The following is a 13106-nucleotide window of genomic DNA, read 5'->3' as shown; positions in this document are numbered from 1 at the left end:
CCGATCCGCCGGCATGAACCCGTGGACGAGTTCGCACGGAGGAGCGCTCTTCAATCGGTGGCAGTCTCCGGCAAGAACTTCAGCAAAAGCCAGCATCGTCTTCTTCGCGGCGGCCGCCTTGGCGGTCGTCTTCTTCGCGGCCGTCTTCGTGGCCGCGGTCTTCGTGGCCGCCGTCTTGGTGGCCGCGGTCTTCTTGGCGGTCGTCTTCTTGGCCGTCGTCTTCTTCGCCGTGGTCTTCTTCGCGGCGGCCTTCTTGGCGGTCTTCTTCGCCGGCCCCTTCGCGCGCTTCTCGGCGAGCAGCTCGTAGCCGCGCTCCGGCGTGATCGTCTCGACGTCGTCGTCCCGCCGCAGCGTCGCGTTGGTCTCGCCGTCGGTCACGTACGGACCAAAACGGCCGTCCTTGACCACGACCGGACGCTCGCTGACCGGGTCGGTGCCCAGCTCCTTCAGCGGCGGCTTGGCCGCGGCACGACCGCGCTGCTTGGGCTGCGCGTAGATCGCGAGAGCCTCCTCCAGCGTGATGCCGAAGATCTGGTCCTCGTTCTCCAGGGACCGCGAGTCCGTGCCCTTCTTGAGGTACGGGCCGTAGCGGCCGTTCTGCGCGGTGATCTCCTGGCCGCTCTCCGGGTCGGCGCCGACGACGCGCGGCAGCGACATCAGCTTGAGCGCGTCCTGAAGCGTCACCGTGTCGAGGGACATCGACTTGAAGAGCGACGCGGTGCGCGGCTTGACCGCGTTCTTGCCGGTCTTCGGCGTGCCCTCGGGCAGCACCTCGGTGACGTACGGACCGTAGCGGCCGTCCTTGGCGATGATCTCGTGACCGGTCTCGGGGTCCTTGCCCAGCTCGAACTCGCCGCTCGGCTTGGCGAACAGCTCCTCCGCGTACTCCACGGTCAGCTCGTCGGGCGCGAGGTCACCGGGCACGTCGGCCCGCTGGTGGCCCTCGGCGTCCTTCTCCCCGCGCTCGACGTACGGGCCGTAGCGGCCGACGCGCAGCACGATGCCGTCGCCGACGGGGAAGGAGGACACCTCACGGGCGTCGATCGCGCCCAGGTCGGTGACCAGCTCCTTCAGACCGCCGAGGTGGTCGCCGTCGCCGTTGCCGGCGTCGGCGGCACCGCCCGCGACGCCCTCGGCGCCCTCGCCGAAGTAGAACCGGCGCAGCCACGGCACGGCCTGGGCCTCACCCCGCGCGATGCGGTCGAGATCGTCCTCCATCGAGGCGGTGAAGTCGTAGTCGACCAGCCGGCCGAAGTGTTTCTCCAGCAGGTTGACGACGGCGAAGCTCAGGAAGGACGGGACGAGCGCCGTGCCCTTCTTGAAGACGTAGCCGCGGTCGAGGATCGTGCCGATGATCGACGCGTACGTCGACGGCCGGCCGATCTCCCGCTCCTCCAGCTCCTTGACCAGCGACGCCTCGGTGTAGCGGGCCGGGGGCTTGGTCGCGTGACCGTCGGCGGTGATCTCCTGGGCGGTCAGGGCGTCGCCCTCGGAGACCTGCGGCAGCCGGCGCTCGCGGTCGTCGAGCTCGGCGTTCGGGTCGTCGGCGCCCTCGACGTAGGCCTTCATGAAGCCGTGGAAGGTGATCGTCTTGCCGGACGCGGTGAACTCGGCGTCCCGCCCGTCGCTCGCCCGGCCGCCGATCCTGACGGTGACCGAGTCACCGGTGGCGTCCTTCATCTGGGAGGCGACGGTCCGCTTCCAGATCAGCTCGTAGAGCCGGAACTGGTCGCCGGTCAGACCGGTCTCCGCCGGGGTGCGGAAACGATCACCCGAAGGACGGATCGCCTCGTGCGCCTCCTGGGCGTTCTTGACCTTCCCGGCGTACGTGCGCGGCTTCTCCGGCAGGTAGGCGGCGCCGTACAGCTGGGTCACCTGCGCCCGGGCGGCGGCGATCGCCGTCTCCGAGAGCGTGGTGGAGTCCGTACGCATATAGGTGATGAAGCCGTTCTCGTACAGCTTCTGGGCCACCTGCATCGTGGCCTTCGCGCCGAAGCCGAGCTTGCGCGAGGCCTCCTGCTGCAGCGTGGTCGTGCGGAACGGGGCGTACGGGGAGCGGCGGTACGGCTTGGACTCGACCGATCGCACCGAGAAGGACGTGCCGGCCAGCGCCGCGGCCAGCGCGCGGGCGTTCACCTCGTCCAGGTGCAGGACCTGGGCGCTGTCCTTGAGCTGCCCGTTCGCACCGAAGTCACGGCCCTGCGCGACGCGCCGGCCGTCGACGGAGGCCAGGCGGGCGCCGAAGGTCACCGGCTCGCCGGCGTCGCCGCCGCGGCCGGTGCCGAAGGTGCCGGTGAGGTCCCAGTACTCGGCGGAGCGGAAGGCGATGCGCTCGCGCTCGCGCTCGACCACCAGACGGGTGGCCACGGACTGCACCCGGCCGGCGGACAGCCGGGGCATGACCTTCTTCCACAGCACCGGGGAGACCTCGTAGCCGTAGAGCCGGTCGAGGATGCGACGGGTCTCCTGGGCGTCGACGAGCTTCTTGTTCAGCTCGCGCGGGTTGGCCACGGCGGCCTGGATCGCGTCCTTGGTGATCTCGTGGAAGACCATCCGGCGCACGGGCACCTTGGGCTTGAGCACTTCCTGCAGGTGCCAGGCGATGGCCTCGCCCTCGCGGTCCTCATCGGTGGCGAGGAAGAGCTCGTCGGACTCGGACAGCAGGTCCTTGAGCTTCTTGACCTGCTCCTTCTTGTCCGTGTTGACGACATAGATGGGCTGGAAGTCTGCGTCGACATTCACACCCAGGCGGGCCCAGGGCTCACCCTTGTACTTGGCCGGTACCTCGGCGGCCCCGTTCGGCAGGTCACGGATGTGCCCGACGCTCGCCTCGACGACGTAACCGGGGCCGAGGTAGCCCTTGATCGTCTTCGCCTTGGCAGGCGACTCGACGATGACGAGTCGGCGGCCGCCCTGTGCGGTCTCGCTGGTCGGGGACAACTTCGCTCTTCTTCCGGTCGACACTCGGTGTTGGCGTTGCGGTGACGCTGCGGAGTGTGACGGTACATCCCGCCCCCGTGTCAAACGGAAAAAGCCCGCAACGCCACTCGAACGGTAACCCGACAAGCGTCCTGTCTGCCGCCCGGACCGTCACACGGCCGCCGTCACGGCACCACCGGAGCGGCTACGTGGCAGGTGGGAGGGGGTGTGACGGCGGACTACGGACGGGGCGGGTGTGACGGCCCGCCCGGGTGGCGGGGCACCGGTGTGCCGCCCGCCCGTCGAAGCGGAACGCCGCGGGCAAGGGCCACCGGCGTGGCCCCTCCAGCCGAACGGCGGACGGAGAACCCGGCGGCGGGGGGCTCGCACCCGCACCCGGACGGTGCCCTCCGCGGAGCGCGCGCCCCCGTCCGCCTCAGCTCCGCCGCGGCCGGGCGCCCGGCGCCGTCCCGCCCGGGTGCCCGGCGCCGTCCCGGCCGGGGCGCGGCCGAAGATGAACACGAAGATGACGAGAACCCGACCCCTCCGTGCCCCGCTCTCGTGAGTCGGGTCCGGCCGCCCGGCCCCGCCGCGAAAGGCGGTCAGCCGGTCACGGGCGTGAGGAAACCCTGTTCGACCAGGAGACGGATCGAGTCCGGCGTGCGGTCCCGCAGCAGCACCGGGTCCTCGCCGACGAGCTGGGCGATCGCGTCGAGGATCCGGCCGGCCTCCAGCGTGCCGTCGCAGACGCCGGCGAAGCCCGCGCCGACCGTGTCCACCTTGGTGGCCCGGCGCATGCCGCGGTTCTGCCGGAGCACCACGTGCTCGGGGTCCTCCGCACCCGGCAGGCCGACCTGCTCCTGGACGACCTCGTCCGCCAGCCGGAAGCGGGCGGCGAGCAGCGCGGCGTCGTCGTGCGCGCGCAGGAAGTCCTGGCGCTCGAAGTGGGCCCGCACGTGATCGCCCAGCGGCTGCTCGACCGGGTGCGGCCACTCCTCGGCGACCACGGACGGCCGCTCGGCACCCGTCTTGCGCAGCGTGATCCAGCCAAATCCGATGCCCTTGGTCTTCCGGGCCTCGAACTCGTCCAGCCAGGCGTCGTACCGGGCGGCGTACTCTTCGGGGCTCGCGCGGTGGTCCCCCGCGTCCCGCAGCCACAGCTCGGCGTACTGCGCGACATCCTGCACCTCGCGCTGGACGATCCAGGCGTCGCAGCCGCGCGGCACCCAGGAGGCGAGCCGCTCGCGCCAGTCCTCGCCCTCGACGTGCTGCCAGTTCGCCAGCAGCTGGCAGTAGCCGCCGTCGTTGAGCCGGTCCGCGGACTGCCGCACGAGCGTGCGGCACAGATCGTCGCCGCCCATCCCGCCGTCGCGGTAGGTCAGGCGCGCGCCCGGGGAGATCACGAACGGCGGGTTGGAGACGATCAGGTCGAAGGTGCGGTCGGCGACCGGCTCGAAGAGTGAGCCCTGGCGCAGATCCGCCTCGGGCGCGCCGGACAGCGCGAGAGTCAGGCGCGCGATCCGCAGCGCGCGCGGGTTGAGGTCGGTGGCGGTGACCCGGGTGGCGTGCTGGGCGGCGTGCAGGGCCTGGATGCCGGAGCCCGTGCCGAGGTCCAGGGCGCTCGCGACGGGCGTGCGCACGGTGAGCCCGGCGAGCGTGGTGGACGCGCCGCCGACGCCGAGGACGAGCTCGGAGCGGTCCACGCCCGCCGGCCCGCCGGTCCCGCCGGCGATGCCGCCCGCGCCGCCGACCGCGCAGCCGAGGTCGGAGACGATCCACCAGTCCTGCCCCTCGGGGCCGCCGTACGGGCGCACGTCGACGGTGGCGCGCACGAGCTCGCCGTCGCGCACGAGCCATCCGTCGGCCAGGCAGTCCTCCACGGGCAGCGCGGCGGCCGCGCTCCCGTGGGCGACCGGGCGCTGGAGCAGGAAGAGCCGCACAAGGGTCTCCAGCGGCCCGTCGCCGCGCGTGGCGCGCAGGGCGGGGACGGTCTCGCTGCGGGCGAGCGCGGCGTAGGCGGGGGCGCCGAGCAGGTCGAGGAGGCCGTCGGCGGTGAAGGCGGCGGCGAGCAGGGCCTCGCGCAGGCGGGCGGTGCGCGCGGGGTCCGCGGCGGGGAGGTGGGTCGTACTCACGGAACCATTGTCGTGGCCCGACGGGCCGGGCGCCGACGAAGGCGGGACGGGACGGGGCGCCGTGGCGGCGGACAGTTCCTCTCCCGACGCCACGGGCGGCCAACCACGACGCGCCGGACCGGCGGTGCCGCCACCGGAGGCAGCCCCGGGAAGGATCCGCCGCACAACGCCGGGAACCGGCCTCCGGGTCCGGGGGCGGCGCCCCGGGAAGGCGCCGGCCGCGCCGGTCCGGGGCGCTACTTCTTCGTCGGGGTACTGGTGACACCAGTCTTCTGGCAACCCGGCTGCTTCGCCATCGCCTTGCCCACGTCGCCCGACTGAAGCTTCTTCAGCGCGTCGTCGCTGCGGCTGCCGAGCTTGCCGATGTCCGTGGCGATGCTCTTGAGGCCCTCGGCGAACTTGCCCTTGTCCCCGGTGTCCAGCCCGTCGATCCGCGCCTTGAGACCCGTGTAGGCGGCGGAGAGGTCGTTGAGCGCCTTGACGGCGTTCTGCTGGCTCGTCTCGCCGTCCTTGACCGGCGGCGCACCGGCGTTCTGCACGGACTGCGCCAGCGTTTTGTACGCGTCGGCGTTGGCCTGGAACGCGGCGGAATCGGTCTGCTGGATCTTCTTCGAGTCCTCCTCGTTCTGCATGCCCGCGATCGCGGAGTTGGCGTCCTGGATCTTCTTCACTTGGGGCTGCATCTGGTCGCAGACCTTCTTGGCCCAGTCGTCGAGCTTCTTGTTGCCGCCGTTGTCACCGCCGCAGCCGGTCAGCGCCAGGACAAGTGCCGCCCCGCCGGACAGTGCAGCCACAAGCTTCTTGTTCACCGGATTGGTCCCTTCAATGGCTCTCGGCCCCGGAACTTACACGTCTCCCGGGCGAGGACCACGGGCCGAGCGCACCATTCGTCCGCTTTTCAATCCATTTGCACCAAGCTTGGCGTGGCGTTCGCCGCACCGGCCGCCGTGCCACGGGCGCCGGGCGACGGACGCGGACGCCGACGGGCGGCCGGTGCGGTGCGCTCCCACGCACCGTCCGGCCGCCCGTCGCGTCCGCTCCTGTGTTCTCTCGGTACGACTGGATGAGACGCCGTCAGGACACCACCGCCGTATCGGCCGGCTTCGCCGCCCGCTCCTCGTTGCCGCCGTCGCCCTCGACCGCGACGCCGCGCCGCTTCGAGACGTACACCGCGCCCACGATGACGACAACCGCCAGCGCCGCCACGCCGATTCGCAGGCCCCGGCTCGCGTCGACGCCGTAGGAGAACTTCACCACCGCCGGCGCGATCAGCAGGGCGACCAGGTTCATCACCTTCAGCAGCGGGTTGATCGCGGGACCGGCGGTGTCCTTGAACGGGTCGCCGACCGTGTCGCCGATGACCGTGGCCGCGTGGGCCTCGCTGCCCTTGCCGCCGTGGTGGCCGTCCTCGACCAGCTTCTTGGCGTTGTCCCAGGCACCACCGGAGTTGGCGAGGAAGACCGCCATCAGCGTGCCCGTGCCGATCGCGCCCGCCAGGTACGAGCCGAGCGCGCCGACGCCCAGCGCGAAGCCGACCGCGATGGGCGCCATCACCGCGAGCAACCCGGGCGTGGCGAGTTCCCGCAGCGCGTCCTTGGTGCAGATGTCGACCACGCGCCCGTACTCGGGCTTCTCGCTGTAGTCCATGATCCCGGGGTGCTCACGGAACTGCCGTCGCACCTCGTACACCACCGCTCCCGCCGATCGCGACACCGCGTTGATCGCCAGGCCGGAGAAGAGGAAGACGACCGCCGCGCCGAGCACGAGCCCCACGAGGTTGTTGGGCTGCGAGATGTCCAGGCTGAGCCCCAGCTCCCCCGACTTGGCGTGAACGTCCTTCACCGCCGTCGCGATCGCGTCGCGGTACGAGCCGAACAGCGCGGACGCCGCCAGCACGGCCGTGGCGATCGCGATGCCCTTGGTGATGGCCTTGGTGGTGTTGCCCACCGCGTCGAGGTCGGTGAGCACCCGGGCCCCCGCACCCTCGACGTCGCCGGACATCTCGGCGATGCCCTGGGCGTTGTCGGAGACCGGTCCGAAGGTGTCCATGGCGACGATGACGCCGACCGTGGTCAGCAGCCCCGTGCCGGCCAGGGCGACGGCGAACAGCGCCAGCATGATCGAGGTGCCGCCCAGCAGGAACGCCCCGTACACGCTGAGCCCGATGAGCACCGCCGAGTAGACCGCGGACTCCAGGCCGACGGAGATGCCGGCGAGGACCACGGTCGCGGGGCCGGTCAGGGACGTCTTGCCGATGTCGCGCACGGGCCGCCGGGTGGTCTCGGTGAAGTAGCCCGTGAGCTGCTGGATGAGCGCCGCGAGGACGATGCCGATGGCGACCGCGACGAGCGCGAGCACGCGCGGATCGCCGTCGTGCTCGCGGATGGCGGCGTCGCCGATGCCCTTCAAGTCGGCGTAGCTGGAGGGCAGATAGGTGAAGACCGCGACGGCGACGAGGGCGAGCGAGATGAGGGCGGAGATGAAGAAGCCCCGGTTGATGGCGGTCATGCCACTGCGGTCCGCCCTGCGCGGCGCGACCGCGAAGATGCCGATCATGGCGGTGACCACGCCGATGGCGGGGACCAGCAGCGGGAAGGCGAGACCGGAGTCGCCGAAGGCCGCCTTGCCCAGGATGAGCGCGGCGACCAGCGTGACCGCGTACGACTCGAACAGGTCGGCCGCCATGCCGGCACAGTCACCGACGTTGTCGCCCACGTTGTCCGCGATAGTGGCGGCATTGCGCGGATCGTCCTCCGGAATGCCCTGCTCCACCTTGCCGACCAGGTCGGCGCCGACATCGGCGGCCTTGGTGAAGATGCCGCCGCCGACGCGCATGAACATCGCCAGCAGCGCGGCACCGAAGCCGAAGCCCTCCAGCACCTTGGGCGCGTCGGCCGCGTACACCAGGACGACGCACGAGGCGCCCAGCAGGCCCAGCCCGACGGTGAACATGCCGACGACGCCACCCGTGCGGAAGGCGATCTTCATGGCCTTGTGCGCGACCGCCGTGAGGTCCTTGTCCGGCTCCCCCTCGGCCGGTGTCGCCTCACGCGCGGCGGCAGCGACGCGTACGTTGCTGCGGACCGCCAGCCACATGCCGATATATCCGGTGGCGGCGGAGAAGAGGGCACCGACCAGGAAGAAGGCCGAACGCCCCGCGCGCTGCGACCAGTTGTCGGCCGGCAGCAGCATGAGCAGGAAGAACACGACCACGGCGAAGACGCCGAGGGTCCGCAACTGCCGTGCCAGATAGGCGTTCGCGCCCTCCTGTACGGCGGCGGCGATTCTCTTCATGTTGTCGGTTCCCTCATCGGCCGACAGCACCTGACGCACCAGCACCACGGCCACCACGAGTGCGGCGAGTGCGACAGCCGCGATCACCACGACGAGGGTGCGGTTTCCGCGAGTGAGCTCGACCGCGAGGTTCTGAGTGAAGTCCACCTGTTCAGGGGTAAAGTGCCCCGCCATTCGTCCTCCTTGACGTTTGGCACATGGGCGCGCGACCGGCCCGCGACGGCGGAACGGCCACCACGCTCAGGCGTCCTGAGCTCAAGATGGACGGATTGTAGGGAGCATGACGAAGGCACAACAGGGCGCGGGAAGCGGAATGAGCCGCTACGAGCGCCGGTGCGCGCCCCCTGGGCGCGGGTGCCGGCAATGGGCGCGGCTGGGTGGATTCCGGGCGCGGGAGACCCGCGTCTACTGCTGGGCGGAGGCGGCGGCCGGCCAGCTCATGCGGATCATCCCGCCGGCCTCGCCCGCCGTCACCTCGACGTCGTCGACGAGTCCACTGATGACGGCCAGACCCATGTCGTCCTCGCCATCGGCCTCGTCGGCGGCGTGGGGCGCGGCGGGGGCGGCCGCGGCCCCTCCGCCGGAGGACGAGACCGCCGCGGCGGTCCCCACGACGACGGCATGGGGGGCGTCGTCCGCGACCTCGATGGAGAACTTCTTCTCGTCCTCGACCAGGACGACCCGCACCGGGCTGGAGATCCCGTGGGCCACATGCAGGCCGACGGCGCGCGAACACGCCTCTCCGACGGCCAGCCGGACCTCGTCCAGCACGGCCTCGTCGACCCCCGCCCGGCGCGCCACCGCGGCCGCCACGAGCCTGGCCGTGCGCACGTGCTCGGGAAGGGCACTGAAGAGCAGTTCGACGGTGGCCATGCCATCCCCCTCGGTGTTACGTGCCCTCGGCCCCCTCTGCCGGGCCAGGGCGAACTCGCAGAGGGGCCGGACCCTCGGGTCCGGTACCCCCCGGCGTGACTGTCTCCTGCGACGGCTCCGGCCGCCGCCGGGCCGCCCGGCCGTCAGTCGGTGGCGCTCACCGCGTCGTCGACCGAGGTGTGGATCGGGAACACCTTGGTCAGACCGGTGATGCGGAAAATCTTGAGAATGCGCTCCTGGTTGCAGACCAGTCGCAGCGAGCCCTCGTGGGCCCGCACGCGCTTCAGCCCGCCCACCAGAACGCCGAGCCCGGTGGAGTCGAGGAAGTCGACGCCCTCCATGTCCACGACGAGGTGGTAGTTGCCGTCGTTGACAAGCTCGACCAGCTGCTCGCGCAGCTTGGGCGCGGTGTACACATCAATCTCGCCACCGACCTTCACGACCGTGCGGTCGCCAACGGTCTCGGTCGACAGGGACAGGTCCACGGATCCTCCAGCACCTTGCATCGAGCGGTCGCCCCCCATGGATCGGCAGCCGCGATGGCATTCAATCACTTACCGGCAGGCGTGCACGACGCCTTGACGCCATTGTCCGCCACGCCAGTGACACACTCGGTGTCGATGGCCCACGATCAACTCCCGCCGGACGCGGGCGTACATCCCTCTCCCCGGACGGTCCTCGACCGACTCGCCGCCGGGGCGCACCGGGCTGCACGCATCACTCATACGGAGCACTTGCCCCCTCGTCCCGGACGTCATGCCCCCTGGCCGGAGAAGATCCGGCCGGAGGTGATCGACGCCATCCGGGCGACGGGCATCGAGCGTCCCTGGGCCCACCAGGCCCGTGTCGCCGAGCACGCGCTGCGCGGCGAGTCGGTGGTGGTCGCCACCGGCACCGCCTCCGGCAAGTCCCTCGCCTACCTCGCCCCCGTCCTGAGCACCCTGCTGGACGGTTCCGAGGCGCCGAACGGCCGCGGCGCCACCGCCCTCTACCTGGCCCCCACCAAGGCCCTCGCCGCCGACCAGCGGCGCGCCGTACGAGAGCTCGCCGCGCCCCTCGGCAAGGGCGTCCGGGCCGCCGTCTACGACGGCGACACCCCCGTCGAGGAACGCGAGTGGGTGCGGCAGTACGCGAACTACGCGCTGACCAACCCCGACATGCTGCACCGCGGCATCCTGCCCGCCCACCCCAGGTGGTCCTCCTTCCTGCGCGCCCTGCGCTACGTCGTGATCGACGAGTGCCACACCTACCGCGGTGTCTTCGGCTCGCACGTCGCCCAGGTCCTTCGCCGCCTCCGGCGTGTCTGCGCCCGCTACGGCTCCGACCCCGTCTTCCTCCTCGCCTCCGCCACCGCCTCCGAGCCCGGCACCGCGGCGCACCGGCTCACCGGAGTGCCGGTCGTGGAGATCACCGAGGACGCCTCGCCGCGCGGCGAGATGGTCTTCGCCCTCTGGGAACCCCCGCTCACCGAGCTCCACGGCGAGCGCGGCGCCCCGGTCCGGCGCACCGCCACCGCCGAGACCGCCGACCTGCTCACCGACCTCGCCGTGCAGGGCGTGCGCACCGTCGCGTTCGTCCGCTCCCGGCGCGCCGCCGAGCTCATCGCGCTCATCGCCCAGGAGCGCCTGGCCGCCGTCGACCGCTCGCTCCCCGCCCGCGTCGCCGCCTACCGCGGCGGCTACCTCCCCGAGGAGCGCCGCGCCCTCGAGCACGCCCTGCACTCCGGCGAGCTGCTGGGCCTGTCCGCCACCTCGGCCCTGGAGCTGGGCGTCGACGTGGCGGGCCTCGACGCCGTGCTCCTGTCCGGCTACCCCGGCACCCGCGCCTCCCTCTGGCAGCAGGCCGGCCGCGCCGGCCGTACGGGCCAGGGCGCCCTGGCGGTCCTCATCGCCCGGGACGACCCGCTGGACACCTATCTGGTCCATCACCCGGAGGCGCTCTTCCGGCAACCCGTGGAATCCACCGTCCTGGACCCGGACAACCCCTACGTGCTCGCCCCCCATCTGTGCGCGGCCGCCGCCGAGCTGCCGCTCACCGAGAACGACCTGTCCCTCTTCGGGCCCGAGACCCACAACCTCCTCTCCCAGCTGGAAGCCCGCAAGCTCCTGCGCCGCCGGGCCGCCGCCTGGCACTGGACGCGCCGCGAGCGGGCCGTCGACCTCACCGACATCCGGGGCGGAGGCGGCCGGCCGGTCCAGGTCGTGGAGGCCGGCACCGGACGGCTGCTGGGCACGGTGGACGCCTCCGCGGCCCACGGCACCGTCCACGAGGGCGCCGTCCACCTCCACCAGGGCCGCACCTACCTCGTGCGCGAGCTCGACCTGGACGAGTCCGTCGCCCTCGTGGAGCAGGCCGACCCGCCCTACTCGACCATCGCCCGCGACACCACGGCCGTCTCCATCCTGGAGACCACCACCGAGGTCCCGTGGGGGGACGGCCGGCTGTGCTTCGGTTCGGTCGAGGTCACCAACCAGGTCGTCTCCTTCCTGCGGCGCAAGCTCATCACCGGCGAGGTGCTCGGCGAGACCAAGCTGGACCTGCCGCCCCGCACCCTGCGCACCCGCGCCGTGTGGTGGACGGTCACCGAGGACCAGGTCGACGACGCCCGCGTCACCCCGGAAGCCCTGGGCGGGGCCCTGCACGCCGCCGAACACGCCTCCATCGGCATGCTCCCCCTCTTCGCCACCTGCGACCGCTGGGACATCGGCGGCGTCTCCGTCCCCCTCCACCCCGACACCCTGCTGCCCACCGTCTTCGTCTACGACGGCCACCCCGGCGGGGCGGGCTTCGCCGAGCGCGCCTTCCACACGGCCGCCCGCTGGCTGCGGGCCACCCGCGAGGCCATCGCCGCATGCGAGTGCGAGGCCGGCTGCCCCTCCTGCATCCAGTCGCCCAAGTGCGGCAACGGCAACGACCCGCTCGACAAACGAGCCGCGATCCGTCTCCTCACCCGCCTCCTCGCCGATGCGCCGGCGGAGGCGGACGGAGAGGGGCCTTAGAGCCCTCCGGGGGCCCTTGTGACCGCCTACCGGCGGCAGGAGGGCCGCGGGTATGGCGAGGAGCCCTCAGCGTGCTGACGGGGCACGTGGGGGCCTGGGCGCCGATGTGTCAGGGCGCGCCGCCCGAGGCCGGCGGGGCACCGGGCGCGTCCAGGGTTCCGGGTGCGTTCGGAATTCCGGGGGTGTTCGGGATCCCGGGCGTGTCGGAGGTACCGGGGGCGTTCTGCGTGCCGGGGATGCCGGGGACGCCCGGAGGGCCGGGCGCGTCCGGAGGGCCGGCGCGGGAGCGGGCCCGGACGGTGTACGGGCCCGCTCCCGCCTCAGCCGTCACTTCGGCGAACTCTCCCTTCACCTCGCAGCTCAGCACTCTCGTCCGCTGGGCAGTGGCGACCTTCGCGGCGAGGCCGCACGCCCGGCCCCGGCCGAGCAGGGCGTGATCCGCCGCCGCCAGCGCGGCCAGGTCTGCCGCGCCGCCCGCCCGATGGCGGGCGACGACCGCCTGTCCCATGGCGAGCACGGCGGCGAAGACCGCGCAGAAGACCGTCGCCGCGATCGCCACCCACACCGATGCCATGCCCTGGTCACTCCACCGTCTCCTCCGCAAGGGCCACCGCCTCTCCGCTCAGCCGGACCGCGAGCGGGCCCGGCCCCGCCGCGCGGCTCTCGACCCGTACCCGCACGAGATCTCCCTCCCTGGAGAGGCCGATCCGGGACCCGGCGGGAGCCGTCTGCCGGGCGGCGGCGATCGCCGCCGCCGGTGGATCCGAGCGGGCCGCGACCCGAGCTCCCGCCCGAGCCGCGTCCACGCACTGGATCTGCGCCGAGGCGGCCATCAGGCCCCACAACAGCGCCATGCCGAACAGCACCAGCGTGGGCAGCACGCTCGCCG

Annotated in this window: 9 protein-coding genes; 1 reads left to right on the top strand and 8 read right to left on the bottom strand. The window is 72.2% G+C overall.

Annotation, left to right across the window (positions count from 1 at the left end; genetic code table 11):
• The 6 genes from topA to AB0K09_RS20875 all read right to left on the bottom strand — a co-directional run.
• Positions 1-2940, bottom strand: a 2940-nt coding sequence (gene topA, locus AB0K09_RS20900) for a type I DNA topoisomerase (RefSeq protein ID WP_366066884.1), incomplete at its 3' end; no start/stop codon positions are given.
• 581 nt (positions 2941-3521) lie between these two features.
• A complete protein-coding gene (locus AB0K09_RS20895) occupies positions 3522-5051 on the bottom strand; it encodes a methyltransferase (RefSeq protein WP_366066883.1) in 1530 nt (509 codons plus the stop codon).
• Positions 5052-5287: 236 nt separating this feature from the next.
• A complete protein-coding gene (locus AB0K09_RS20890; RefSeq protein WP_366066882.1) occupies positions 5288-5860 on the bottom strand; it encodes a small secreted protein in 573 nt (190 codons plus the stop codon).
• 265 nt (positions 5861-6125) lie between these two features.
• Entirely contained in the window at positions 6126-8519 is a 2394-nt protein-coding gene (locus AB0K09_RS20885) for a sodium-translocating pyrophosphatase (RefSeq protein ID WP_366066881.1), read from the bottom strand.
• Between the two features lie 231 nt (positions 8520-8750).
• Entirely contained in the window at positions 8751-9218 is a 468-nt protein-coding gene (locus AB0K09_RS20880) for an ATP-binding protein (protein WP_366066880.1), read from the bottom strand.
• Positions 9219-9361: 143 nt separating this feature from the next.
• Positions 9362-9703 (bottom strand): STAS domain-containing protein, encoded by a 342-nt coding sequence (locus AB0K09_RS20875; protein ID WP_366066879.1) that lies wholly within the window; start codon positions 9701-9703, stop codon positions 9362-9364.
• A 54-nt stretch (positions 9704-9757) separates the two neighbouring features.
• Here AB0K09_RS20875 and AB0K09_RS20870 point away from each other — a divergent pair, with 54 nt between their 5' ends.
• Positions 9758-12217: a DEAD/DEAH box helicase gene (locus AB0K09_RS20870; protein WP_366066878.1), complete on the top strand. Its 2460-nt coding sequence runs from the start codon at positions 9758-9760 to the stop codon at positions 12215-12217.
• A 109-nt stretch (positions 12218-12326) separates the two neighbouring features.
• On the opposite strand, the gene AB0K09_RS20865 is transcribed toward AB0K09_RS20870, so the two are convergent.
• Positions 12327-12791 (bottom strand): Rv3654c family TadE-like protein, encoded by a 465-nt coding sequence (locus AB0K09_RS20865; protein ID WP_366066877.1) that lies wholly within the window; start codon positions 12789-12791, stop codon positions 12327-12329.
• Positions 12792-12798: 7 nt separating this feature from the next.
• The coding region (locus tag AB0K09_RS20860) for a TadE family type IV pilus minor pilin (protein ID WP_366066876.1) at positions 12799-13106 on the bottom strand (308 nt) is incomplete at its 5' end.

This window comes from Streptomyces sp. NPDC049577 (genome assembly GCF_040675635.1).
Taxonomy (GTDB): Bacteria; Actinomycetota; Actinomycetes; order Streptomycetales; family Streptomycetaceae; genus Streptomyces.
This window is presented reverse-complemented; position numbering and strand designations above follow the sequence as displayed.

Coding starts and splice junctions, on each gene's coding strand:
- AB0K09_RS20865 (WP_366066877.1), bottom strand. CDS start 12,791: ATGGCATCGGTGTGGGTGGCGATCGCGGCGACGGTCTTCTGCGCGGTC.
- AB0K09_RS20880 (WP_366066880.1), bottom strand. CDS start 9,218: ATGGCCACCGTCGAACTGCTCTTCAGTGCCCTTCCCGAGCACGTGCGC.
- AB0K09_RS20885 (WP_366066881.1), bottom strand. CDS start 8,519: ATGGCGGGGCACTTTACCCCTGAACAGGTGGACTTCACTCAGAACCTC.
- AB0K09_RS20870 (WP_366066878.1), top strand. CDS start 9,758: ATGGCATTCAATCACTTACCGGCAGGCGTGCACGACGCCTTGACGCCA.